Source organism: Mangrovicoccus algicola, assembly GCF_014903745.1.
Lineage (GTDB): Bacteria > Pseudomonadota > Alphaproteobacteria > Rhodobacterales > Rhodobacteraceae > Mangrovicoccus > Mangrovicoccus algicola.
Map to the genome: position 1 here is coordinate 1 of NZ_JACVXA010000071.1, position 22723 is coordinate 22723.

23 protein-coding genes are annotated in these 22723 nt (G+C 69.3%); 12 read left to right on the plus strand and 11 right to left on the minus strand.

What is annotated here, in order from left to right; translation table 11 throughout:
- Positions 1 to 326 precede the first annotated feature (326 nt).
- Complete coding sequence (locus tag ICN82_RS17870; RefSeq protein WP_193185580.1) at positions 327 to 1052, plus strand: ribonuclease T2 family protein; 726 nt, start codon at positions 327 to 329, stop codon at positions 1050 to 1052.
- 82 nt (positions 1053 to 1134) lie between these two features.
- Positions 1135 to 2088, plus strand: a complete 954-nt coding sequence (locus tag ICN82_RS17875) for an XdhC family protein (RefSeq protein WP_193185583.1) — start codon at positions 1135 to 1137, stop codon at positions 2086 to 2088.
- A 13-nt stretch (positions 2089 to 2101) separates the two neighbouring features.
- On the opposite strand, the gene ICN82_RS17880 is transcribed toward ICN82_RS17875, so the two are convergent.
- Positions 2102 to 3826: a calcium-binding protein gene (locus ICN82_RS17880; protein ID WP_193185586.1), complete on the minus strand. Its 1725-nt coding sequence runs from the start codon at positions 3824 to 3826 to the stop codon at positions 2102 to 2104.
- Between the two features lie 268 nt (positions 3827 to 4094).
- On the opposite strand from ICN82_RS17880, the gene thrS reads away from it, so the two are divergent.
- Positions 4095 to 6041 carry a threonine--tRNA ligase gene (gene thrS, locus ICN82_RS17885; RefSeq protein ID WP_193185589.1) on the plus strand — a complete coding sequence of 649 codons (1947 nt, stop codon included), beginning with the start codon at positions 4095 to 4097 and terminating at the stop codon, positions 6039 to 6041.
- On the plus strand, positions 6038 to 6586 hold the full coding sequence (locus ICN82_RS17890; protein ID WP_193185592.1) for a hypothetical protein: 549 nt from the start codon (positions 6038 to 6040) through the stop codon (positions 6584 to 6586). Before thrS ends, ICN82_RS17890 begins: the two co-directional genes overlap by 4 nt.
- Positions 6587 to 6613: 27 nt before the next feature.
- Here the strand turns inward: ICN82_RS17890 and ICN82_RS17895 are convergent, their stop codons facing one another.
- Positions 6614 to 6943: an arsenate reductase family protein gene (locus ICN82_RS17895; RefSeq protein WP_193185594.1), complete on the minus strand. Its 330-nt coding sequence runs from the start codon at positions 6941 to 6943 to the stop codon at positions 6614 to 6616.
- A 184-nt stretch (positions 6944 to 7127) separates the two neighbouring features.
- Here ICN82_RS17895 and ICN82_RS17900 point away from each other — a divergent pair, with 184 nt between their 5' ends.
- Complete coding sequence (locus tag ICN82_RS17900; RefSeq protein WP_193185596.1) at positions 7128 to 7334, plus strand: cold-shock protein; 207 nt, start codon at positions 7128 to 7130, stop codon at positions 7332 to 7334.
- 24 nt (positions 7335 to 7358) lie between these two features.
- Here the strand turns inward: ICN82_RS17900 and thyX are convergent, their stop codons facing one another.
- The gene (gene thyX, locus ICN82_RS17905) at positions 7359 to 8276 is read right to left on the minus strand and encodes an FAD-dependent thymidylate synthase (protein WP_193185599.1); all 918 of its coding nucleotides are present in this window, start codon (positions 8274 to 8276) and stop codon (positions 7359 to 7361) included.
- A gap of 182 nt (positions 8277 to 8458) precedes the next feature.
- Between thyX and ICN82_RS17910 the strand changes: the two genes are divergently transcribed.
- Positions 8459 to 8887, plus strand: a complete 429-nt coding sequence (locus ICN82_RS17910; protein ID WP_193185601.1) for a VOC family protein — start codon at positions 8459 to 8461, stop codon at positions 8885 to 8887.
- Between the two features lie 306 nt (positions 8888 to 9193).
- Here the strand turns inward: ICN82_RS17910 and ICN82_RS17915 are convergent, their stop codons facing one another.
- Together ICN82_RS17915 and ICN82_RS17920 are read right to left on the minus strand one after the other, a co-directional pair.
- On the minus strand, positions 9194 to 9691 hold the full coding sequence (locus ICN82_RS17915) for a MarR family winged helix-turn-helix transcriptional regulator (RefSeq protein WP_193185604.1): 498 nt from the start codon (positions 9689 to 9691) through the stop codon (positions 9194 to 9196).
- A 106-nt stretch (positions 9692 to 9797) separates the two neighbouring features.
- Positions 9798 to 10064 carry an FAD assembly factor SdhE gene (locus tag ICN82_RS17920; protein ID WP_193185608.1) on the minus strand — a complete coding sequence of 89 codons (267 nt, stop codon included), beginning with the start codon at positions 10062 to 10064 and terminating at the stop codon, positions 9798 to 9800.
- A 126-nt stretch (positions 10065 to 10190) separates the two neighbouring features.
- Here ICN82_RS17920 and ICN82_RS17925 point away from each other — a divergent pair, with 126 nt between their 5' ends.
- Positions 10191 to 11393, plus strand: a complete 1203-nt coding sequence (locus tag ICN82_RS17925) for a pyridoxal phosphate-dependent aminotransferase (protein WP_193185611.1) — start codon at positions 10191 to 10193, stop codon at positions 11391 to 11393.
- 4 nt (positions 11394 to 11397) lie between these two features.
- Here the strand turns inward: ICN82_RS17925 and ICN82_RS17930 are convergent, their stop codons facing one another.
- The 4 genes from ICN82_RS17930 to ICN82_RS17945 form a co-directional block, all read right to left on the minus strand.
- Complete coding sequence (locus tag ICN82_RS17930; RefSeq protein ID WP_193185614.1) at positions 11398 to 12393, minus strand: M23 family metallopeptidase; 996 nt, start codon at positions 12391 to 12393, stop codon at positions 11398 to 11400.
- Between the two features lie 117 nt (positions 12394 to 12510).
- Positions 12511 to 13077 (minus strand): flavodoxin family protein, encoded by a 567-nt coding sequence (locus ICN82_RS17935; protein ID WP_193185617.1) that lies wholly within the window; start codon positions 13075 to 13077, stop codon positions 12511 to 12513.
- 150 nt (positions 13078 to 13227) lie between these two features.
- Positions 13228 to 14574 carry an MATE family efflux transporter gene (locus tag ICN82_RS17940; protein WP_193185620.1) on the minus strand — a complete coding sequence of 449 codons (1347 nt, stop codon included), beginning with the start codon at positions 14572 to 14574 and terminating at the stop codon, positions 13228 to 13230.
- Between the two features lie 86 nt (positions 14575 to 14660).
- Positions 14661 to 15707, minus strand: coding sequence for an NAD(P)/FAD-dependent oxidoreductase (locus ICN82_RS17945; RefSeq protein WP_193185623.1), 1047 nt, complete (start codon positions 15705 to 15707; stop codon positions 14661 to 14663).
- 48 nt (positions 15708 to 15755) lie between these two features.
- Between ICN82_RS17945 and mnmD the strand changes: the two genes are divergently transcribed.
- From mnmD to ICN82_RS17960, 3 genes are all read left to right on the plus strand, one after another.
- Entirely contained in the window at positions 15756 to 16430 is a 675-nt protein-coding gene (gene mnmD / locus ICN82_RS17950) for a tRNA (5-methylaminomethyl-2-thiouridine)(34)-methyltransferase MnmD (protein WP_193185626.1), read from the plus strand.
- Positions 16427 to 17302 (plus strand): DMT family transporter, encoded by an 876-nt coding sequence (locus ICN82_RS17955; RefSeq protein ID WP_193185628.1) that lies wholly within the window; start codon positions 16427 to 16429, stop codon positions 17300 to 17302. The genes mnmD and ICN82_RS17955 overlap by 4 nt, the downstream gene beginning before the upstream one ends.
- 138 nt (positions 17303 to 17440) lie before the next feature.
- On the plus strand, positions 17441 to 17992 hold the full coding sequence (locus ICN82_RS17960; RefSeq protein WP_193185631.1) for a YbjN domain-containing protein: 552 nt from the start codon (positions 17441 to 17443) through the stop codon (positions 17990 to 17992).
- A 25-nt stretch (positions 17993 to 18017) separates the two neighbouring features.
- On the opposite strand, the gene ICN82_RS17965 is transcribed toward ICN82_RS17960, so the two are convergent.
- Entirely contained in the window at positions 18018 to 19985 is a 1968-nt protein-coding gene (locus ICN82_RS17965; RefSeq protein ID WP_193185633.1) for a lytic transglycosylase domain-containing protein, read from the minus strand.
- A gap of 172 nt (positions 19986 to 20157) precedes the next feature.
- On the opposite strand from ICN82_RS17965, the gene dapA reads away from it, so the two are divergent.
- Both dapA and ICN82_RS17975 read left to right on the plus strand, forming a co-directional pair.
- A complete protein-coding gene (dapA, locus tag ICN82_RS17970) occupies positions 20158 to 21030 on the plus strand; it encodes a 4-hydroxy-tetrahydrodipicolinate synthase (RefSeq protein ID WP_193185636.1) in 873 nt (290 codons plus the stop codon).
- A complete protein-coding gene (locus ICN82_RS17975) occupies positions 21027 to 21515 on the plus strand; it encodes an SAM-dependent methyltransferase (protein ID WP_193185639.1) in 489 nt (162 codons plus the stop codon). Before dapA ends, ICN82_RS17975 begins: the two co-directional genes overlap by 4 nt.
- A 280-nt stretch (positions 21516 to 21795) precedes the next feature.
- Here ICN82_RS17975 and ICN82_RS17980 read toward each other — a convergent pair whose 3' ends face one another.
- On the minus strand, positions 21796 to 22584 hold the full coding sequence (locus tag ICN82_RS17980) for a peptidoglycan-binding protein (protein ID WP_193185642.1): 789 nt from the start codon (positions 22582 to 22584) through the stop codon (positions 21796 to 21798).
- Positions 22585 to 22723 lie beyond the last annotated feature (139 nt).

Genomic DNA, 22723 nt, shown 5'->3' on the forward strand with positions numbered 1-22723 from the left:
ACAGTCTCAACCAAAAATCCAACCCGCAAAACAGTCCTCTCCCATGCTCTCCCGGGTGGGCGGCCCGTAGCCGCGCACCCGATGTTTCCGCCTTCTGCCTCCGGGCATCCGGACGGACCCGGCCGGGTCCGCCCGGCGCCGCCGGAACAGGTCATCCCGGCTTGGCTAGAGATCTTCGCGCAGCCCTTCTATCCCGAATGCCCTTCCGCGACAAAAAAACTCAACATCGCGGCAGCGCGTCGCATGCCGGGTCGGCCGCCCCCTGCAGCCACGGTTGCTAAGCCGCGCCCGCCCGGCCTAGGCTGGGCGCAGCTGGAGGGTTGACGATGTTGCGCTGGATTGCCGCTTTGCTTGTTCTTGCCGGGACCGCCGGGGCGGCGGAAAGCACCGACAACCTGCTGGCGCTGAGCTGGCAGCCTGCCTTCTGCGAAATGCAGCGCGGCAGCCCGCGCCCTGAATGCCGGGCCCTGGAAGACGGCAAGCTGCCCTGGACGGAAAGCGGCTTCACCCTGCACGGGCTGTGGCCGCAGCCGCGCGACCGCGCCTATTGCGGGGTGACACGCGAAGAGGAACGCGCCGATCGCGCGGGCGATTGGGACCGCCTGCCCCGGATTGCCCTGGATCGCGAGACCGCCACGCAGCTGATCCGCCTGATGCCCGGCGTGCGCAGCCAGCTGGAACGCCACGAATGGACCAAGTATGGCAGTTGCTATGGCGATGCGGCGGGCCAACTGGGCTATTTCCGCGACGCCCTGTGGCTGACCCGCGAGATCAATGCCGCATTGGGCCCCTTGATGGCCGGGCGGCTGGACCGGCCTGCGCGACTCGACGAGATGCGCCGGGCGCTGGATGACGCTTTCGGCCGGGGGGCCGGAAACGCGCTGGAACTCGTCTGCCGACGCGACGGGCCGGACTGGCTGATTTCCGAGATCCGCCTGCATCTGCGCGGCGAGATCAATCCGGCCCGGCCGCTGGCCCCGCTGCTGCGCCGGGATCATCCGGTTCCGTCGGATTGCGAGTCGGGCCTTGTCGATGCGGCGGGGCCGGGGTGAGGCGGGCCGATCGGCATTCGACGGGCTTGTCAACGGCGGCATCGCATCCGACATAGACCGGGACAGCACGGAAGGACCTTCCATGAATTTCCTCAATCCCGGATCTCTGCTGGCGCGCGACCCGGTCGAGGCCCTGGCCGCGGGCAGCGACGAGGCCGTCCTGGCCGTCATCACCGGTGTGGAGGGTCCCTCCTATCGGCCGGTCGGGGCGGCCATGGCGATTTTCCCGGGCGGTGAGCGGGCCGGAACCCTATCCTCGGGCTGCGTGGAATCCGACATCGCCATCCATGCCGCCGAGGTGCTGCGCCGGGGCCGCCCCGCGACGATCCGCTACGGCCGCGGCTCGCCCTTCCTGGACATCCAGCTGCCCTGCGGCGGCGGGCTGGATATCCTGCTGGTGCCGCGTCCGGACCGGAACCTGATGGCGCAGGTCGCCGCGCGGCGCGCGGCGCGACAGCCCTGCCGGCTGGAGATCGATGGCCGGAGCGGGGCGATGCGCCTGGAGGGGACACCGGGCGAGACCGGCTGGACAGGGGAGACGTTCGGCATCCGCTTCGATCCGCCGCTGCGCTTCCTCGTCTTCGGCAAGGGCCCCGAGGCCTGCACCTTCGCCGCGCTGGTGCAGTCGGCGGGCTATCCCAACCTGCTGATGTCCCCCGATCCCGAAACGCTGGATCTCGGCCGCGGCGCGGGCTGCGCGACGCAACAGCTGCTGTCGCGGGGACTGCCCGCCGGGGTTGCCGCCGATCCGCGGACCGCGGCGGTGCTTTTCTTTCACGATCACGACTGGGAACCCGAGATCCTGCGCGATCTTCTGGAGACGCCCGCCTTCTATATCGGGGCCCAGGGGTCGCGGCGGGCCCGCGATGCACGGATGCTGCAGCTGGAGGCGATGGGTGTCGCAGCGGCGGCGCGCACCCGGCTTCACGGTCCGGTCGGGCTGATCCCCTCGGCCCGGGATGCGGGCACGCTGGCCGTCTCGGTGCTTGCGGAAATCCTTGCGGAAGCCCGTCCGGAGAAGCCGGTGAGGGAATGAGGCGGGCGCGCCTTCAGGCGAACCAGTCGGCCGAGACCTCCGCCGCGGCGACCCCGGCCAGCGCCAGCTGCGTGCCATTGCCGAACACCACGATCGCACCTCCGTCGATATCGGTGATGGCCCAGGTCGCGAAATCCGCGCGCCCGGACCCGACCAGATCGATCCGGTCGCCCTGGGCCGCATCGAAATCGAGGATCACCGTCAGGTCGTCCCGCTCTCCCTGTTCGCCGGAGACGGTAAAGACGAAACGGTCCGCCCCGCGCCCGCCCCAATAGGTATCGACCCCGGGGCCTGCCCCGCCATCGAGCGTGTCGCGACCGTTGCCCCCGTCGAGATAATCGGACCCCGCCCCGCCGGAAAGCCGGTCGAAGCCGCGCCCGCCGAAAAGCGTATCGTCGCCGCCGCCGCCCAGCAATGTGTCGAACCCGATCATGCCCTCGAGGCGGTTGGCCCCGTCGTCGCCGGCAATGAAATCCCTTCCCCCGGAGCCTTCCACCGCCTCGATGTTGCGCAGCAGGTCCACGCCCTCGCCGGTCTGCTGCCCGAAAAGCCGGGCAAGGGAAACGGTCACGCCGTCCGCCCCGTCATAGGAAACCCAGTCGAACCCGTCGCCGCCATCCATCACGTCATCGCCGCTCCCGCCCTGCAGGAAATCGTCGCCCGCGCCGCCGCGCAACGTATCGTCGCCCGCCCGTCCGAGCAGCGTGTCATTGCCGCCGCGACCTTCGAGAATATTGGCAAGATGGTCGCCGGCGAACCAATCCGCGCCGTCGCCGCCACGCAGGTTCTCGATATCCTGGAAGAAATCCTCGCCCTGGCCGGTGACCTGGCGCGCCTCGGTGATGGCCAGATCGACGCTCAGCACGGGCCCGTCGAGCCAGACCCAGTCGCTCCCGTCGCCGCCATAGAAGGCATCCCGCCCCGCCCCGCCATCCAGCGTGTCATCGCCATCCTCGCCCATCAGCAGGTCGTCGCCCGCCCCGCCGGTCAGCATGTCATTGCCGTCCCGCGCGTAGATGCGGTCATCACCGGCATGGCCGGCGAAGACATCCGCCCCGGGCGTGCCGGTGAAAACGTCCCCCCTATCCGTGCCGATGAAATCTCCCGTGACGATCTCGCCGGAGGCGGCACCGCTGATCCGGCCGTAGAATCCCAGCGGCCCGGGTTCATGGGCCAGCGTGTCGCCGCGCGTATCATAGAGCAGGAATTGCGGCGCGCCGCCGTCCTGCGTGACCGCGATGCGCAGCACCCTGTCCTCGGCGCAGATCCCGGCCACCTGCCCCGGACCGAGATCGCGCAGGTCCGTCACGGCCCCGCTGCGGATGTTCATCACCGACAGGGTGCCCCCCTGCCCCACCGCGAAGGCAAAGCCGCCGATGCGCGCCACCCCGCCCTGGATGCCGTCCGGAAACTGGCCGATGGCGGTCATGCGGCCGTCGGCCTCCTGCCGCCAGAGCAGGCCCGAGACGGTGCCGATCAGCAGCCTGCCGGATCCGTCGATATCGATCCCCGCGATGCCGCCGGGCGTGTCGATCTGCGCCACCGGGTCGCCCGGGGCCGTGCCGGCGGCGATATCGAAACGATGCACCGCCCGGGCGGTGCTGACGAACAGCCCGCCGGCCGCGGAGACGGCAAGCCCTGTCGTCGCCTCGCCGAAGGAGGCGACCTCCAGCAGGCGCCGCGCCTCCGGGCGCAGGAGAAGGACGCGCCCGTCCTCCGTGGAGAGGAAAACCGACATGAAGCACCTCGTCTGACAGATCCACCGCGCGCAGCGGTGGTATATCCGCCATTCACCATACTCCCCTTAACGCCGGACCACAGAATGTTCTGCATTCATGATTAATTCGAGACATCCCGGCTGCGCGGAGGCGGTCCCGATCCGGCGCCGTCCCCCGGACAGCTGCGGCACGCCTTGACCCCGGCGCGCGCATCGGGCATGGCGCCCCCACGATACAAACCCGCAACCGGGCGTTCCGTGGGCGCCAGACCGACGAGGAGGACCGCAGATGTCCCAGATCACCCTCACCCTTCCCGATGGCAATGCGCGCAGCTATGCGCCCGGCGTAACCGCCGCCGAGGTCGCGGCCGATATCGCCCCCTCGCTGGCGAAGAAGGCGATCTCGGCGACGCTGGACGGCGCGCATTGGGACCTGGCCTGGCCGATCGCGGCCGATGCCGCCATCGCGATCAACACCATGAAGGATGACGCCCCGGCGCTGGAACTGATCCGCCACGACCTGGCGCATATCATGGCCCGCGCGGTGCAGGAGCTGTACCCGGACGTGAAGGTCACGATCGGCCCGGTCCGCGACCATGGCTGGTTCTACGATTTCGACCGCGCCGAGCCCTTCACGCCGGAAGATCTGGGCGCCATCGAGGCGAAGATGAAGGAGATCATCAACGCCCGCGACGCCGTGAGGACCGAGGTCTGGAGCCGCGCCGACGCGATCGCCCATTACGAGAAGACCGGCGAGCCCTACAAGGTCGAGCTGATCAACCGCATCCCCGGCGACGAGCCGATCCGCATGTACTGGCATGGCGACTGGCAGGATCTGTGCCGCGGCCCGCACCTGCAGAATACCGGGCAGGTCCCGGCCGACGCGTTCAAGCTGACCCATGTGGCCGGCGCCTACTGGCTCGGCGACTCCACGCGGCCGATGCTGCAGCGGATCTACGGCGTGGCGTTCAAGAACCGCAACGACCTCAAGGCGCACATGCAGATGCTGGAGGAGGCCGCCAAGCGCGACCACCGCAAGCTGGGCCGCGAGATGGACCTGTTCCACATGCAGGAAGAGGCCCCGGGCCAGATCTTCTGGCACCCCAACGGCTGGACCATCTATACCGAGCTGCAGGACTACATGCGCCGCAAGCAGCGCGCCGACGGCTATGTCGAGGTCAACACGCCCCAGGTGGTGAATCGCGTGCTCTGGGAGAAATCCGGCCACTGGGACAACTACCAGGAAAACATGTTCATCGTCGAAGTCGACGAGGACCATGCCCGCGAGAAGACCGTCAACGCGCTGAAGCCGATGAACTGCCCCTGCCATGTGCAGGTGTTCAACCAGGGGCTGAAATCCTATCGCGACCTGCCGCTGCGCATGGCCGAATTCGGGTCCTGCAACCGCTATGAACCCTCCGGCGCGCTGCACGGGATCATGCGGGTCCGCGGATTTACCCAGGATGACGCGCATATCTTCTGCACCGAGGACCAGATCGAGGCGGAGACGAAGAAATTCATCGAATTCCTCGCCGGGATCTATGCCGATCTGGGATTCACCGACTGGTCGATCAAGCTGTCGACCCGTCCCGAGAAACGCATCGGCACCGAGGAAAGCTGGGACCATGCCGAGGAAAGCCTGGGCAATGCCTGCAAGGCTGCCGGCTATGAGTTCGAGATCCAGGAGGGCGAAGGCGCCTTCTACGGGCCCAAGCTGGAATTCGTGCTGACCGACGCGATCGGCCGGGACTGGCAATGCGGCACGCTGCAGGTCGACCCGAACCTGCCGGAGCGCCTGGACGCCAATTTCATCGCCGCCGACGGGGCCAAGCATCGTCCGATCATGCTGCACCGCGCCGTGCTGGGCTCCTTCGAGCGGTTCATCGGCATCCTGATCGAGGAACATGCGGGCAAGCTGCCCTTCTGGCTGGCGCCGCGCCAGGTGGTCGTGGCCTCGATCGTCTCGGATGCGGATGACTACGTGACCGAGGTGGTCGCCGCGCTGAGGGCGAAGGGCATCCGCGCCGAGGCCGACATCCGCAACGAGAAGATCAACTACAAGGTCCGCGAACATTCCGTGGGCAAGGTGCCGGTGATCCTCGCCTGCGGCATGAAGGAGGTCGAGAACCGCAGCGTGACCGTCCGCCGCCTGGGCGAGAAGCAGACCGCCCAGGACAGCCTCGAGGGCATCGTCGCGGCGCTGGCCGCCGAGGCCACCCCGCCCGACCTGGCATGACCCCGCTTGGCAATGGCGCGGCCGACCTTCTGACCGCCGAGCGTTTCCTGCGCTTCGGCGGGCTGGAGGCCGGTCCCGAATATGACACGCTGACCCTGTGGGTGGTCTCGGCCGAGATTGCCGAGGACGAGGAAGGCGACGGCAGCGGCAATCCCCTGTTCGACCGCATCATCGGCACGCCGAAGATGATCGAGACCGGGCCGGGCAGCCTGCGCTACTGCATCATCTTCCGCGACTGCCTGTCCTATGCCTGGCGCGACGAAAGCTATGCGCTGGAGGAGGATGCCTTCGAGGAGTCCGAGGACCGCGAGGATGCCGGGGCGCCGCCGCTGCTGCGCCGCCATGACCGGTCCGACTTCCTCGAGCAGGTCACGCGCCGGACCGGCGCGGCGGATGTGCTGGACGTGCCGGTGATGCATTTCGCGGTGTCGACGCTGGACGCCGTGATCGACGTGGCCTGCCTGGGCCTGCCGGAGGTCACGGCCGAGATGCTCGGGCCGGACGATCCCGGCCCGAAACCCGGACGGCGCGTGCGGCGCGACTAGCGCGCCGCACCGCCCGCCGCCGCGGCCTCACTCCGGCAGGAGCGCCGCCTGCACGTCCCTGCCCCAGCCCAGATGGAGCGCCGCGCCGTCCTCGATCACCGGCCGCTTGATCAGCGCCGGATGCGCCGTCATCAGCGCGACCGGGTCGCCCGCGCGCTCGGTCTCCGACAGCCCGCGCCACGTGGTGGAGCGGGTATTCATCAGCCCAGGGCCCAGCCTCTCGAGCCAGAAGCCGATCTTTTCCGCCGTGACAGGCGTCTCGCGCAGATCGACAAAGGCGGGCTCCTGCCCTGCTGCGGCCAGCGCGCGCCTAGCTTTTCGGCAAGTATCGCAAGTCTTCAACCCGTAGACGATCATGTTCGCCCCATCCCTTCACTTTTGCTGCCTCGCGGCGAAAGACTCGCCGATATGTCTTGCCTTTTTTCCGGCATCGCCAACCTTGAATGTCAGGGAGCATCCTCCCTGGCCCGGTCTGTGCGACCACCGGGTCCTCGACAGCGGGGCCAGTCCGCGCGGCCCCACAAGTGCAAGGAGATACCGGATGCCCACTGGCACCGTGAAATGGTTCAACACCACCAAGGGTTACGGCTTCATCGCGCCCGACGAGGGCGGCAAGGACGTGTTCGTCCACATCTCGGCCGTGGAACGCGCCGGCATGACCGGCCTCGCCGACAACCAGCGGGTCGAATACGAGCTCCGCGAAGGCCGCGACGGCCGGGCCTCCGCCACGGAGCTCAAGAACGCCTGAACCGGGCCTTCCGCTTCAGGCGCGTCACCCGCTGATCAGCGCCTGAAACTCCCGCCATTCCCCGGCGCTCATGCCGGAGCCTTCCTGGCTCACCTGCTCGCCCTTCAGCATGCGGCGCAGGCAGTCCAGCCCCTTGCCCGACAGATGCGCCCCGTTCATGCGGTAATCCTCGAAGGCGGCATAGGCGGCGGGCACCCAGTCCTTCACCATCTCGCAGATCACGTCGGCATAGGCGCGGATCTCGTATTGCGCATGGGCATCCGCGCGCAGCCGCAGGAAGTGGAACAGGTTGTGCAGGTCCACCTTCCAGTACCATTGCGTGTAGATATTGGCGGGCAGGTTCATCCGCGCCAGTTCCCGCGCCAGTCCCTGCTGGCCGTCTTGGCTGAGCATTGCCTCGTAGCTGTCATAGGCGCGCATGGAATCGTGGCGCAGGATCTCCAGCACCCGCGCGGCCTCCTCACCCTCCAGCACCTGGCCGCGGCCCTGGTTGTTGGTGGTCGACTGGGCTGCCAGATGGTCTTCGGCCGGAATGTAGAATTCGCGGTCGAGGATCGAGTAGCGGGCCGAGTATTCGTTGACATTGGCGGTGCGATGCCGGATCCACTGGCGCGCCACGAAGACCGGCAGCTTCACATGCAGCTTGAGTTCGCACATCTCGAAGGGCGTCGAGTGCCAGTGACGCATCAGGTAGCGGATCAGCCCGGCATCGTCGCGCGCCTTCTTGGTGCCCGCGCCATAGCTGACCCGCGCCGCCTGGACGATGGCGCTGTCATCGCCCATGTAGTCGACGGCGCGGACGAAGCCGTGATCCAGCACCGGGTGGATGGTATAGAGCCGGTCCTCCATCGCGGGGACGGTGGCCCGCAGGGTCTGGCGCGGGGTGGCGCGGCTCTGGGCGATGGCTTCCGAAATCGGATCGGTCACGGCATGGTCCTTCATCTGGCGCACTCCCGCTGCATTTGGAGGGTTTCGGCGGCATTTCTACCATATGCAGGGGGAGGAGGGAGAGTCGCAACCTTATAGCGCAGCGCGGCGGCGATTTCTTCCCCCAGATCGGGCTGGCATTTCCGGCCGCGGCGTTTACCTGTGGGGCACGCATTACCGACAACGGGAAGACGCGCATGAAAGTCAAATACCTGCACACCATGGTCCGCGTGAAGGACCTGGACAAGTCGATCGAGTTCTACAGGATGCTGGGACTGGAGGAGACCCGCCGCACCGAAAGCGAAAAGGGCCGCTTCACGCTGGTGTTCCTGGCCCCTCCCGGACAGCCCGAATGCCCGGTGGAGCTGACCTATAACTGGGATGGCGACGAGGGCCTGCCCTCGGACAGCCGTCATTTCGGCCATCTCGCCTATGGCGTGGAGAATATCTACGACATGTGCGCGAAGCTGCAGGATGCGGGGGTGACGATCAACCGGCCGCCGCGCGACGGGCACATGGCCTTCGTGCGCTCGCCGGACAACGTGTCGATCGAGCTTCTGCAGATCGGCGATGCGCTGCCGCCTGCCGAACCCTGGGCCAGCATGGAAAATACCGGCCACTGGTAAGGCCCGGCCTTTCCCCGCGCGACCTGCCGGCGGGACGAATGCGGCAACCGGGCAGCGCGCCGTCGCGGCGCCTGCCCTTGCGCGGCCGCCGGGGCGCGGCGCGACCGCGCGGAACGGCCGATGCAGAGCGCGGGAAAACATGCCTCCGCCGGGGGCACGGCACCTGGTTCTGTCTGTCATTCGGGAAACGGGCGACCTGCTGTCGCGATGGGCATCCTGCCCGATGGCCTTCTGCCATTTTCGACACCGGAGGGGTTTTCCCGGTGGCGTCTGCCGGAAGCGCGGATCGCTTCGGACGGCGTCGTTTCAGTAGATGTAGCGGATCTGGTCGGACCAGTACCGCTCCACCCGGCGCAGCGACGTGTTGATGTCGCTGATGCCGTCGGGGCCGAGGATGCCGCGGGCTTCCAGCCCCTCGGCGTGGCGCTGGAACAGGTCCTCGACGATGTCGCGGATCTGCTTGCCCTTGTCGGTCAGGCGCACGCGCACCGACCGCCGGTCGATCTCGCAGCGATTGTGGTGCATGTAGCCCATCTCGACCAGCTTCTTGAGATTGTAGGACACATTCGAGCCCTGGTAGTAGCCGCGGGATTTCAGTTCCCCGGCGGTCACCTTGTTGTCACCGATATTGAACAGAAGCAGCGCCTGGACGGCGTTGATTTCCAGGATGCCGACGCGTTCGAATTCGTCCTTGATCACATCCAGCAACAATCGGTGCAGCCGCTCCACCAGGGCCAGCGAGTCCAGGTAGGCCGTGATGAAGCCCTTTTCCTGTGTCTCGCCCAGACCGGGGTGTACACTCATGCAGTCTCCTCCATGTAAAATTTCACATGAAAGGAATGTGGTCAGAATACGGAAAAAAAGCTTTAATGGATACCGGTGGTTAGAACGCTATTTTCCGTGACCTTGGTTACTTAGACACCGCAATTCGATTCAATTCGGCAATCCGGCTGAGCAGGGCCAGATAGCGCGGCGGGCTGGGCTGCTGCCCCGAGACCCACTGGTACAGGTCGTGATCGTTCTCCGACAGGAGCGTGTCGTAAAGCGCCAGCTCCGCCTCGGGCAGATCGCGCAGCCCCGTCTCGGCAAAGCGGCCCAGGATGATGTCCATCTCCTTGATGCCGCGGCGGATCGAACGCATGTGCAGGCGCTTCAGTCGGTTTTCGTGCGTTTCCATAGGCTTGTCCTGGTTCTTGGCGCCCGGCGGCGCGGCGCGGCCGGTCCGGTCCGGGCCGCGTCCTTGCGCCGCCCGCGGCGCCAACCTAGAGAGGTCGGCGAGTGCTTTCAACCTGAGGTTCCGCCGATGTCCTTCCTGTCCGAAACGCTGTCGCGGGTGAAGCCCTCGCCGACCATCGCCATGACCACGAAGGCGCAGGAACTGAAGGCCGCGGGACAATCCGTGATCGGCCTTTCGGCGGGCGAACCCGATTTCGACACGCCCGATCACATCAAGGACGCCGCCATCGCCGCGATCCGCGCGGGCAAGACGAAATACACCGCCCCCGACGGGATGCCGGAACTGAAACAGGCGATCTGCGCCAAGTTCGCGCGGGAAAACAGCCTGTCCTACGAGCCCGCGCAGATCAGCGTCGGCACCGGCGGCAAGCAGATCCTGTACAACGCGCTGATGGCGACGCTCAACCCGGGCGACGAGGTGATCATTCCCGCCCCCTACTGGGTCAGCTATCCCGACATGGTGCTGCTGGCGGGCGGCGTGCCGAAACCCCTGACCTGCGGTCCGGAACACGGCTACAAGCTGACGCCCGCCGCGCTGGAGGCCGCGATCACGCCGCGGACCAAGTGGCTGATCTTCAACTCGCCCTCGAACCCCACGGGCGCAGGCTATGCATGGGACGAGCTGAAGGCGCTGACCGAGGTGCTGCTGCGCCATCCGCATGTCTGGATCATGACCGACGACATGTACGAACATCTCGTCTACGACGATTTCACCTTCTGCACCCCGGCGGAGGTGGAGCCCGCGCTCTATCCCCGGACGCTGACGGTCAACGGCGTCTCCAAGGCCTATGCGATGACCGGCTGGCGGATCGGCTATGCCGGCGGGCCGGTCGCGCTGATCGGCGCAATGCGCAAGATCCAGTCGCAATCGACCTCGAATCCCTGCACGATCAGCCAATGGGCCTCCGTCGAGGCGCTGAACGGATCGCAGGATTTCATCGCCGCCAACAACGTGGCCTTCAAGCGCCGCCGCGACCTGGTCGTGTCGATGCTGAACGCCGCCGAGGGCATCGACTGCCCGACCCCCGAAGGCGCCTTCTATGTCTATCCGACCATCGGCGGCTGTCTCGGCAAGACCTCGAAGGGCGGCAAGCTGCTGGCAACGGACGAGGATTTCTGCAACGCGCTGCTTGACGAGACGGGCGTGGCGGTGGTCTTCGGCGCGGCCTTCGGCCTGTCTCCCGCCTTCCGCGTCAGCTATGCGACCTCCGACGACGCGCTGAAGGACGCCTGCAGCCGCATCGGCGAATTCTGCGCCGGGCTGCGCTGATCCCTCAGGGGCCGGGGGGACGCGGCGCGATCTCCTGGCCCCGCAGCGGCTCGCCGCGATCCACCGGCGCCCCGTCGGCCAGGTAGTCGCGGAACTGCGCGGGCAGACCGTCGCCCTCGCCGAGATCCGGGCTGGTCTGAAGGTGGACATGCAGATGCGGCTCGGAGGAATTGCCGCTATTGCCGCAGCGCCCCAGCAGATCGCCCGCCGCGACCTCCTGCCCCCCGGCCACCGCGACGCTGCCCTGCCGCAGATGGGCGAGGAACGCGTATTCGCCATTGCCCAGATCCAGAATGACATGGTTGCCCAGCGGCGCCTGCGGGTTCATCTCGCCGGGGCTCTGGTCGGGCAGCCCGTCGGCGGCCGCCGCGACCCGCCCCGCCGCAGGGGCCAGGATCGGCCGGTCCCAGCAGTGATAGCTTTCGTTCCGTGCCGGATCGCCCGCATGGCTCGCCCCGTTGCGCAGCACCAGGAGGTCCATGGCGAAACGCTGTCCCGGATCGACCGCATGGTAATTGTCGGCGATGTCCCGCCCGCCCCAGAAGACATGCCAGGCGCCCTCCACCGGCAGGCGCAGATCGGCTTTGGTACGGTAATCGAGGAACCGGCTCTGCGCCGCCACGGGCTGCGGACGAATGAGGAACCCCGCGATCCGCGACGCCCCGTCGAAGGCAACCGTGACGCCCAGCGGCGCCGGATCCCCCTCCCAGCGCGAGACGCGCGAATAGACCTCGTACCCACCTTGCGCCGCCACCTGTTCCGACAGGATTTCGGATTCGGCCCCGTGGCTGTCACGCAGCGCCCCGCGCAGATCGGCCAGGCGCTCCGGCCCACCCAGCGCGGCCTGCATCTCGGGGGTCATCCGCGCCCAGAGGCCGGCATCCTCGCCCGCGAGGAAATCCGCGACCACCGCGGCCCCCTCCTCCATCACATCCGCCATCCCCGGCGCCGCCGTGACCGCCGCGGCCATCACCGCCGCCAGGATACCCTTCACACGCATGCCGTCCCCGCCTTGTCCCGGCGGAAACCTGCCCCGGCACGCCCGCGCTGTCCAGTGACCAGCAAAAAGGCGCCCGCCCCGGAGGGCGGGCGCCTTCGACCGGCGGGCCGCGCCGGATCAGGCGGCGGCGGCGGCGGCAAAGCGGGCGGCGACCGCGGCCACCCGGGCCCCATAGGCTTTTGCCGTGTCCAGATCGCCCGAGGGGATCGCGTCATTGCCGGCATCCGACGGCGACTGCACCAGCACGCCGACCGAACCGCCCAGGTTGTTCATGTCCTCGCGGGTCGCGGCCTGCGTATTGGCCGGCAGCATCCCCAGCGACACCCAGATGCCGCCATGCTGCGAGGCCAGCGTCTGCAGGTAGGTCAGGGTGATCTGCTTGTCGCCGTTGAGCGAGGCGGAATTGGTGAACCCGCCGAAGACCTTGTCCTTCCAGCCCGAGCCGAACCAGACCTTGGAGCTGGCATCGGCGAATTTCTTGAACTGCCAGGGGGCCCCGCCCATGTAGGTCGGCGCGCCGAAGATGATGGCGTCGGCCGCGGCCAGGGTGTCCCAGTCCGCCTCGGCGATGTTGCCCTCGGCATCGATGGCGATCAGCTCGGCGCCCGCGCCCTCGGCGACGGTCTCGGCGACAAGTTTCGTGTGGCCGTAGCCGGAATAGTAGACGACGACAGTCTTGGTCATGGCGTACCTCTTACAGATGAATGTGCATGGCTTCGTTGACGGTACAGATAGGCCGGATGCGCAGGTTTTGCAGGCGCAAACTCCCGCAGCTGCCGCACGCCCCCTGTGCAGCCGTGCAAAGAGGGCGCGGCCCCGGGTCCGGGCCACCGCTCAGCCTGCCAGCTGGACCCGCCAGAGCCTGCGCCACAGAAGGACCGCCGCGCAGCACAGCCCGCCGGCCAGCCCCGCCCAGACGCCGACCGCGCCCGCCCCGGCCGCGATGCCCAGCACCCAGCCCAGCGGGGCGCCCACCGCCCAATAGGAAAACGCCGCCTGCCACATCGGCACGCGCGTGTCCTGCAGACCCCGCAGCAGGCTGATGGCGACCACCTGCGCGCCATCGGCCAGCTGGAAGATCGCCGCCATGTAGACCAGCCCGACGCCGGTGGCGAGGATCGCGTCGCGCATCGGATCGGCGGGATCGACGAACAGCCGGATCAGCGGGCGCGGGATCGCGGCCAGCACCGCGATCGTCACCGCCGCAACCCCGAGGGACACCACCAGCGCGGCCAGCGAGATGCCGCGCTTGGCCGCCCGGTCGCCACGGCCATGGGCCTGGCCGATCAGCACCGTCGCCGCCTGGGACAGGCCCAGATGCATCATGAAGGTCACCGTGGCCAGCTGCAGCGCGATGCCATGCGCGGCCAGTTCCGCCACGCCCAGCCAGCCGACCATCACCGCCGCCGCCGAGAACAGCGCCGTCTCCGCCAGGGTCGCCACGCCGATCGGCCAGCCCAGCTGGAACACCTGCCGCAGCTCGGCCCAGTCCGGTTTCCACAGGCGCACGAACAGCTGGTGCCCGGGGAAGCTGCGTTCGGCATAGATGGCCAGGACCGCCACCGAGGCGCTGTTGGCCAGCACCGAGGCCGTGGCCGCGCCGCGCCCGCCCCATTCGGGGAAGCCCCAGCTGCCGAAGATCAGAAGCCAGTTCAGGCCGGCATTCAGCACCGTGGCCGCCACCGTCACCCACATCACCACCTGCGCGCGGGCCTGTCCCGCCAGATAGGCCCGCAGCGTCATGACCGCCAGCGCCGGGAAGATCCCCCAGCCCGCCACGTCCAGGTAGCGCGCGGCGATCCGCGCCAACTCGGGGCTCTGGCCGAGGGCCAGGAAAAGCGGCTCGGACAGCAGGAAGACCGGCAGCACCAGCACCCCGTATCCCATCGAGGCCCAGAATCCCATCCGCGTCACCCGCCGCACCCGGACCGGGTCGCCCGCCGCCGAGGCGGCCGCCACCAGCGGCGTCACCGCCCAGGAGAACCCCGCCCCCACGATGAACACCGTGAAGAACAGCGACGTGGCCAGCACCACCGCGGCCAGGACCTCCGTGTCGTAGCGGCCCAGCATCAGCGTATCGATGATCTGGATGGCGACCTGCGCGATCTGTCCGCCGACCAGCGGCAGACCGAGAAGCAGCAGGGGCCGGACATGCGGGCGGAGCGAAGCGAACTGGACCATGCCCGCCGCTTAGCCCATCCGTGCGCGGACGGGAATGCCCCCGGTGCGCGCCCGCGCCGTCCCGCGCCGGGCCCCGACCCGGCGCCTCACCCTTTCAGGCTGTCGGCCACGCGGAACCCCTCGGGGATGCGGTCCCGCCCGTCCAGCACCAGATCGGCCATGACCTCGGCCACCAGCGGCGCCATGCCGAACCCGATCTTGAACCCGCCATTGGCGATGAACACCCCGTCGCGGCCGGGATGGCGCCCCAGCATCGGCGCACGGCTGCGGGCCCGCGGCCTTACCCCCGCCCAGCGCTCGATCACCGGGGCCCCCTCCAGCAGCGGGCAGAGGGCGCGCGCCGCCGCGATCAGCGCATCGCATTGCGCATCCGTCGTGTCCGGCGCCGCGAAATCGCGTTCCGAGGTCGATCCCACCGCCACCGTCCCGTCGGCATGGGGCACCACATGCAGCCCGCCGGCGAAAATCTGCGGCAGCGCGCATGCCCCGGCCCGGAACAGCGCCGCCTGCCCCTTGATGCCCGCGCCCGCAGGCTGGCCCAGCTCCGCGTTCAGATCCAGAAGCCCGCGCCAGCCGGTGGCCAGCACCAGCGCGCCCGTCTCGGGGCCCGATCCCGCGATCTCGCCGCCAAGCGCCGTCACCGCCGCGGCCAGAGCCTGCCCCGCCATGCGCGGATGCAGCCGGGCAGTCAGCGTGTCCTCGATCAGCAGCCCCGTGGGCGAAGGCGGCGCCCAGCCCGCATGCGCCGCCGCCTCCACCACGCGCCAGGCGGCAAAGCCCTGCCACAGGGTCGCGGCCTCGGCCGCGCGCAGCCGCGCCAGTTCCACCGCCGCCGCATCCGCCAGCGGCTGCAGCCGGCCCGACCGCAGATAGCCCGGATCGCGCCCGCCGGTCCGCGCCACCCCCGCCCAGAATTCCGGCGCCATGCGCAGGCTCTCGAACTGGAAGGCCTTCTTCGGATTCCAGCGTTCCGGCACATGCGGCGCCAGCGCGCCGACGATGCCGCCCGAGGACCCCGCCCCGATGCCCCCGGGATCGATCACGCGCACCCTTGCGCCACGCGCCGCACAGGCATAGGCGATGGACAACCCGAAGATCCCGGCCCCGCGGATGGTGACGTCGATTCCGGACATGGATGGCACCTCCCGCGGTTGCAGCCGGAACGACCCTTAGGACATCCGATGCCCGACCACCAGCAGGCGGAGATCACCTGGCGCGACGGCGCCATCCCGGTCTCGCGCCGTTTCGACGACCCGTATTACTCGCTGGACAGCGGCTGGCAGGAGACCGCCCATGTCTTCCTGGCGGGCAATGGCCTGCCCGGGCGGCTGCGGCCGGGCTTCCGCGTCGCCGAACTGGGCTTCGGCACCGGGCTGAACCTGCTCGCGCTGGTGGCGCTGGCCGCCCGCACGCCCTCTGCCGCCCCGCTGCGCTATACCAGTTTCGAACTCTTCCCGATGTCCGCCGAGGACATGGTGCAGGCGCTGGCGCATTTTCCCGAGGCGGCGGCGCTGGCCGCGCCGATGATCGCCGCGCGCGAACGGGACATGCGCGCCTGGGCCATGGGCGGGGTCGAGGTGGAGCTGGTCCTGGGCGATGCCCGCGAGACCCTGCCCGCCTGGCAGGGCCGCGCCGATGCGTGGTTCCTCGACGGTTTCGCCCCGGCGAAGAACCCCGAGCTGTGGGAACCCGCCCTGCTGGAGCAGGTGGCGCGCCATACCGCCCCCGGCGGCAGCTTCGCCACCTATACCGCCGCGGGCGCGGTGCGGGCGGCCCTGGCGCAGGCGGGCTTCGCGGTGGAGCGCGTCCCCGGCTTCGGCCGCAAGAGACACATGACCGTCGGAACCCTGCCATGACCCAGAACACCGCGATCGGCATCCTCATCATGATCGCCGCCTGCCTGGTCTTCTCCATGCAGGACGGGTTCTCGCGGCTCATGGCGGGGCAGTACAGCGTGCTGATGATCGTCATGATCCGCTTCTGGGCCCATGCGGCCTATGTGCTGATCCGCGCCGCGCGGCAGCCCGGCGGCATTCCCGCGGTCGCGCGCACCGCGCAGCCGGGGCTGCAGATCCTGCGCAGCCTCCTGCTGAGCGCCGAGATCTGCCTGGCCATCGCCAGCTTCACCCTGATCGGGCTGGTCGTGCATACCGCGCTCTTCTCCGCCGGGCCGCTGCTGGTCGTGGCGCTGTCGGGCCCGATCCTGGGCGAGAAGGTCGGCTGGCGCCGCTGGAGCGCCGTCGCGGTCGGCATGTGCGGCATCCTCGTGATCATCGGACCGGGCAGCGAGATGTTCGGCCCCCTGGCCCTGATGCCGCTGGGCTCCGCCTTCCTCTTCGCCCTCTACGGGGTGCTGAACCGCTATGTCGCCCGCCATGACCGCACCGATACCAGCTTTTTCTGGACCGGCATCGTCGGCGCGGCGGCAATGACGCCGGTGGGACTCTGGGCGTGGCAGCCGATGGACGCGCAGGGCTGGGCGGTGATGGCCGTGCTGTGCTGCACCGCGATCCTGGGCCACTGGCTCTATATCCGCTGCTACGAGGTGGCCGAGGCCAGCGCGATCCAGCCCTTCGCCTATTTCCACCTGCTCTTCGCCTCGATCGTCGGCATCGTCTTCTTCGCCGATCCGCTGGTGCCGCGACAGGTCCTGGGCGCGGCGATCGTGGTCGGGGCGGGCATTTTCACCTGGTGGCGCGAAAGGCAGAGGGCCCGCGCGCTCCTCTGAGCCGCGCGCCGGGCCGCGACCCGGCGGTTTCCTGCCGGTAACCATCGTTCAAAAAATTTAACGTCTCCGGGCGGTTGCGCCCGGGCCACGGCCTGCCGAAAAGCACCGCACTGTTAACGAGTAGCTACCGGAGCCGTCATGAAACCTGCTCTCGCACTATGCGCGCTGGCCGCGCTTGCCCCCGTCCTGGCCACCCCCGCCACCGCCCGCAACGGATCGCTGATCGGGGCCGTGGCCTCGGCCGCGCGCCATGCCGGGGAGGAGGATGGCGGCGTCGCCGCGGTGGAAGGACTGGTCTCGGCCGCCGATCCCCAGGGCATGCAGGCCGCGCTCCAGGAACTGGGCTACCGTGCGGAGCTGGATCAGGACGGCGAGGGCGACCCGATGATCCGGTCATCCGCCGCCGGGTCCAATTTCAGCATCTATTTCTACGGCTGCGTGGATCACGCGGGCTGCGACTCCATCCTGTTCACCGCCGGGTTCGACCTGTCCGAGCCGATGAGCCCGGAACAGGCGAATGACTGGAACCGCGATGCGCTCCTTGCCACGATCTATCTCGACGACGAGGGCGACCCCCATCTGTTCCATTACGTGCTGACCCGCGGCGGGCTGCCGGGGGATGTCTTTGCCGCCTCGCTGCGCGAATGGGCCCAGGTGCTGGGGGATTTCCGCGGCCATATCGGCTGGTGATCCGCGGCCGCGGGGCCCGCGGCGCTCAGCGTGCCGAGAGCGCCGCGGTCAGCCCCAGCGGCCCGGCCGTTCCCGACAGGCGCGCGCGATAGGGCGCCATCGATTCCATCACCCGCATCACGTAGTTGCGGGTTTCGGTGAAGGGAATGTGCTCGATCCAGTCCACCGCGTCGACCGCCGGATCGCGCGGATCGCCATAGCGGACCATCCACGCCCGCGGACGCCCCGGCCCGGCATTGTAGCCCGCCGCCACCAGCACCGTGTTGCCGCCGAATTCCTCGCGCAGCCGCTGCAGATACGCGGCCCCCAGTCGGGCATTGTAGCCTGCATCGCGGGTCAGCCGCGCCGAGTCATAGGCCAGCCCCGTCGCCGCCGCCATGGCCTGGGCGGTTCCCGGCATCAGCTGCATCAGCCCGCGCGCCCCGGCATGGCTGATGACGGTATGGTTGAACTCGCTCTCGCGCCGGGCGATCGACAGGGCCAGCTCCGGCTCCACGTCCGGGGTCGCGCGGGTGTCCAGCGCCATGACCGGGAATAGCGGCCGGTGCAGCTCGTACCCCATCCAGGCCGCGCGCTTGCCGATTTCCAGTTCCACATGCGGCGATTTCAGCAGTTCCAGCCGCGCGGCCATGGACCCGATATCGGCACGGCTGAGGCTTTCGGACAGATGCGAGAAGAACCGCGCCGCCAGCGCCAGGTCCCCCGCCTCGAAGATCGTCACCCCCGCCTGGTAGACCGAAGACGACCGGAAGGGCGCGCGCACCCCGTCGGCAAAGACTTCCTTGCCCGCCAGCCGCGGATCGGGGGAGAACCCGCCGCGTTCGGCGGCAAGCTGGCCGTAGAAGCTGCTCTGGTAGCCGGCGCCGAAGGCATAGGCCTGCTTGGCCTGTTCCGCCTCGCCGAGCGCCTCGTAGGCCCGGCCCTCCCAGTAGCCTGCCCGCCCCAGCGAGATCGGAGAGCTGACGCCCGCGCGGAGCCGCTGGAAATGATCCAGCGCCGCGCCCGGCTCCTCCAGGAAGCGCAGCGCGACATAGCCCGCCAGCCATTCCAGGTCGGCATAATCCGCCCCCGGGGTCAGGCGATGACCGGCGGCGACAAGATAGGCCTCGCGGTAATCGCCGTCGCGCATCAGCTGGCGGCCCAGCCGCCCGCGGTAATCCGCCCAGAGATCCGGCCGCCCCAGCGTCGCCGCGGTGCGCGACTGCGCCTGCATCAGCTCGGCCGCTTCCATGTAGCGCCCGCGCCGCATGCGCCAGGCCATGCGTTCAAAGGCCAGGCCCGGATCGTCCCGCAGGGCCTCCGGCACCGCCGCGATCAGCCCGTCCACCCCGGGACGGTCCAGACGCAGCCCCTTGCGCGCCGTCGCCAGCGCCTGCCAGCCCGGCCCGACCAGCGGCTCCATGCGCTCCGCCTGGTCCCAGGCCCCGCGCCACAGCAGGCTGTCCATGCGCGCGGCATGATGGGGGGCCAGCAGGTCGCGGAACCGCCCGAGAAACAGCGCCTCCTCCTCGCGCGAGAAGCCGAGCTGCGTCCAGGCACGCACCAGCGTGTCGCGCGCGCCCTGCTCGCGCCCTGCCCCCGCCAGCGCCAGCGCCAGCCAGTAGGACCCGTTCGCCGTCTGCGGATCGTCGCTGGCGAAGAATTCCAGCACCTGGTCCTGCGGCACCGTCGCATCGATCGCCGCCTCGCCGCGGCGGCGCAGATAGGGAATGCCCGGCCAGTCGGCATGATCCCGCAGGAAGGCGCGGTACTCGGCGAATGTGGCGCCGCCATCGGCCGATCTCAGGCGCATCCATTCGATCACGAGGGGCGCATAGGTGCCCTCGCCGCGGGCCTCCGCCCGGGCCGCGTCCCAGCGGCCCTGCCCCGCCGCCCCGAGCGCGTCGCTGAACGCCGCCCAGCCCGGCGCGGCCGGGGACAGGAACCCGACCAGAGACCCGGCCAGGGCCAGCGCCCGCGCCCGTGTCCATGTCCGTGCCCGTCTGCGTGCCATGCCTGCATCCCCGTCCGTGAATTCCGTCGCGCGCACCCTAGTCGGCGCGGCAGGGGAGGCAAGTCACGTTTCCTCCGCCGCCCGCCCGCGGCCCGCCACGCCTTGGCATTGCCCGGCCGGACGGCTAAAGCACGCACGGATTCGACCACAGGACGCAAAAAAGGAGCGCATCATGATCAAAGGGTCCATTCCAGCCCTGGTGACGCCGTTCAAGGACGGCAAGCTGGATCTCGACGCGCTGAAGAAGCTGGTCGAGTGGCATATCGCCGAAGGCTCCTCGGGGCTGGTGCCCACCGGCACGACCGGCGAGAGCCCGACGCTGAACTACGACGAGCACTATACCGTGGTCGAGGAGGTCGTGAAGGCCGCCGCCGGGCGCGTGCCGGTGATCGCCGGGACCGGCTCGAACAGCACCGACGAGGCGATCGACCTCAGCCGCCATGCCGAGAAGGTCGGCGCCACCCACCTGCTGGTGGTCACGCCCTATTACAACAAGCCGACCCAGGCGGGCATGATCGCGCATTTCACCGCGATCCACGACGCCTGCGGCCTGCCGATCATCATCTACAACATTCCCGGCCGCTCGGCCGTGGACATGAGCCCCGAGACGATGGGCGAGCTGGCGAGGCTGCCGCGGATCATCGGCGTGAAGGACGCGACCGGCGACCTCGCCCGCGTTCCGAAGCAGCGCATCACCTGCGGCCGGGACTTCGTGCAGATCTCGGGCGAGGACGGCACCGCGCTCGGCTTCAACGCCCATGGCGGGACGGGCTGCATCTCGGTGACCGCCAATGTGGCGCCGCGGCTCTGTGCCGAGTTCCAGGCGGCGACGCTGGCGGGCGACTATGCCCGCGCGCTGGAGCTGCAGGACGTGCTGATGCCGCTGCATATCGCGATCTTCCGCGAACCGGGCGTGGCGGGAGCGAAATATGCCATGTCCCGGCTGGGCCTGTGCGGCGAGGAGATGCGGCTGCCGCTGGTGCCGGTGACGCCGCCCGTGCGCGCCGAGATCGACGCCGCGCTGGAGCATGCGGACCTGCTGTGAGCGACACGATCCGCCCCGGCGAAACCTTGCTCCCCTTCGATCCGGGCGACCGGATCGAGGCCGGGCTGAGCTTCGTCGGGGTGATCCGCTCGGACTGGAGCCGCGGCGATTGCCCGCGCAACATCGCGCGGGCCCGCGAGACCGGCCGGCCGGCGCGGATCGAGCTGCGCCCCGGCTATGCGGCGGCTCTGGAGGGACTGGAGACAGGGCAGGCGATCATCGTGATCGGCTGGCTTCACGGGGCGCGGCGCGACCTGGCGCGCCAGGTTCCCCGCCATGCGGGCGGTCCCCGCGGCACCTTCGCGCTGCGCTCGCCGGTGCGCCCCAACCCCCTGTCGCTCTCCGTCTGCCGGATCACCTGGATGGAGCGGGCGGCGGGACAGCTGGGTCTAGATGCGATCGACCTGTTCGACCGGACGCCGGTGGTGGATCTCAAGCCCTGGCTGCCCGGGGCGGACATCCCGCCAGAGGCGCATCCCGGCTGAGGCCGGAGGCGCCGGGTCAGGCCCGGCGCGGGACGGTGCCCCCTGCAGCCGGGAGGCCTGCCCCGGCCGGATCCGTCCTTCCTCTTTTTCGCCTCGTCTTTTCCCCGACCGCGGCCCGGCCCCATCCCCCGCGGCAAGGAAGACGGAGGCAAGCGCAAGGCGCGGCGGCATGACCACCCGGACAACAGCCCGCCGGGTCGTCCCGTTTCCTTCGACGGGGCCGGGAACCATCCTGCGCCGGGCCTGACCCGGCGCCTCCCCTGCCCCGCCCGTCCGGAGCTCAGCCGCGCAGGGCTGTCCAGGTTTTCTGCCCTGCAATGCCGTCCGCCTCCAGCCCGGCCGCAGCCTGGAAGGCGCGCAGGGCCGTTTCGGTGCCCGGGCCGAAATCGGCATCGATGGTCAGGGCCGCGCCATGGGCTGCCAGAAGCCTCTGCATCTCCTCCACCGCGCGGCCGAAGGAGCCGCGGCGCAGCACCGGGTCCGGCCCGGCCTGCCGCGCCGCCACCATGACGCCCATGCGACGCGCCAGCGCCGCGCGCGCCTTCCGCAGGTAGCCCGCCCTGTCCTGAAGCCCGTTGGTTCCGCCATTGACCGCCTTGGTCACGGCGATCAGGTCATCGGCATCGCAATGCCGGTTGATGGCGCGGCTTTTCCAGTAATCGCAGGCGATATGCAGCGAGGTCAGCGGCGCGGCCGCAAGATGCGGGCTGTCCTCCAGCGGCAGGCCCAGCCGCTCGCCGATACGCCGGTAATTGGCCCGGCCGGTCAGCTGGATCAGCCCGCGGCCCTTGTAGCGCCGGCCGTCGCCGCGTTCGGTATTGCCCAGGTCGGCACGGCCTTCATAGGCGGCGCCGGAGGCGAATTCTTCTGTCGTGCGGAAGCCCGCGCATTCATGCGTCACCTGCCCCATGAAATGCGCGATCCGCAATGCTGTGTCTATGTCATGACGGCGCAGCACCGCCTCGAAATCGCCGGAAATCTCGCCGATGATCTCCCGCTGGCGCTGCGCGAGACGCCCGGAAAAGACCGGTGCCACCTCGAGGATGAAATCTCCGTCGACCGGGATCATGCCGTCCTCCTGCGATGATTGCAGGTTCAGGGAACGTCATGACCCCGGGGAAATCAAGCCTGCTCAGCCGCTGACCCGCAGGATCCGCCGCGGCGCCGCGCGCGCGGGTCCGGGCGCCGGGGCGGCGGGCTGCGCCGCT

Excerpts from the sequence above, each read along its gene's own strand:
- ICN82_RS17870 (WP_193185580.1), top strand. The coding sequence starts at position 327 with ATGTTGCGCTGGATTGCCGCTTTGCTTGTTCTTGCCGGGACCGCCGGG.
- ICN82_RS17875 (WP_193185583.1), top strand. The coding sequence starts at position 1,135 with ATGAATTTCCTCAATCCCGGATCTCTGCTGGCGCGCGACCCGGTCGAG.
- ICN82_RS17880 (WP_193185586.1), bottom strand. The coding sequence starts at position 3,826 with ATGTCGGTTTTCCTCTCCACGGAGGACGGGCGCGTCCTTCTCCTGCGC.
- thrS (WP_193185589.1), top strand. The coding sequence starts at position 4,095 with ATGTCCCAGATCACCCTCACCCTTCCCGATGGCAATGCGCGCAGCTAT.
- ICN82_RS17890 (WP_193185592.1), top strand. The coding sequence starts at position 6,038 with ATGACCCCGCTTGGCAATGGCGCGGCCGACCTTCTGACCGCCGAGCGT.
- ICN82_RS17895 (WP_193185594.1), bottom strand. The coding sequence starts at position 6,943 with ATGATCGTCTACGGGTTGAAGACTTGCGATACTTGCCGAAAAGCTAGG.
- ICN82_RS17900 (WP_193185596.1), top strand. The coding sequence starts at position 7,128 with ATGCCCACTGGCACCGTGAAATGGTTCAACACCACCAAGGGTTACGGC.
- thyX (WP_193185599.1), bottom strand. The coding sequence starts at position 8,276 with ATGAAGGACCATGCCGTGACCGATCCGATTTCGGAAGCCATCGCCCAG.
- ICN82_RS17910 (WP_193185601.1), top strand. The coding sequence starts at position 8,459 with ATGAAAGTCAAATACCTGCACACCATGGTCCGCGTGAAGGACCTGGAC.
- ICN82_RS17915 (WP_193185604.1), bottom strand. The coding sequence starts at position 9,691 with ATGAGTGTACACCCCGGTCTGGGCGAGACACAGGAAAAGGGCTTCATC.
- ICN82_RS17920 (WP_193185608.1), bottom strand. The coding sequence starts at position 10,064 with ATGGAAACGCACGAAAACCGACTGAAGCGCCTGCACATGCGTTCGATC.
- ICN82_RS17925 (WP_193185611.1), top strand. The coding sequence starts at position 10,191 with ATGTCCTTCCTGTCCGAAACGCTGTCGCGGGTGAAGCCCTCGCCGACC.
- ICN82_RS17930 (WP_193185614.1), bottom strand. The coding sequence starts at position 12,393 with ATGCGTGTGAAGGGTATCCTGGCGGCGGTGATGGCCGCGGCGGTCACG.
- ICN82_RS17935 (WP_193185617.1), bottom strand. The coding sequence starts at position 13,077 with ATGACCAAGACTGTCGTCGTCTACTATTCCGGCTACGGCCACACGAAA.
- ICN82_RS17940 (WP_193185620.1), bottom strand. The coding sequence starts at position 14,574 with ATGGTCCAGTTCGCTTCGCTCCGCCCGCATGTCCGGCCCCTGCTGCTT.
- ICN82_RS17945 (WP_193185623.1), bottom strand. The coding sequence starts at position 15,707 with ATGTCCGGAATCGACGTCACCATCCGCGGGGCCGGGATCTTCGGGTTG.
- mnmD (WP_193185626.1), top strand. The coding sequence starts at position 15,756 with ATGCCCGACCACCAGCAGGCGGAGATCACCTGGCGCGACGGCGCCATC.
- ICN82_RS17955 (WP_193185628.1), top strand. The coding sequence starts at position 16,427 with ATGACCCAGAACACCGCGATCGGCATCCTCATCATGATCGCCGCCTGC.
- ICN82_RS17960 (WP_193185631.1), top strand. The coding sequence starts at position 17,441 with ATGAAACCTGCTCTCGCACTATGCGCGCTGGCCGCGCTTGCCCCCGTC.
- ICN82_RS17965 (WP_193185633.1), bottom strand. The coding sequence starts at position 19,985 with ATGGCACGCAGACGGGCACGGACATGGACACGGGCGCGGGCGCTGGCC.
- dapA (WP_193185636.1), top strand. The coding sequence starts at position 20,158 with ATGATCAAAGGGTCCATTCCAGCCCTGGTGACGCCGTTCAAGGACGGC.
- ICN82_RS17980 (WP_193185642.1), bottom strand. The coding sequence starts at position 22,584 with ATGATCCCGGTCGACGGAGATTTCATCCTCGAGGTGGCACCGGTCTTT.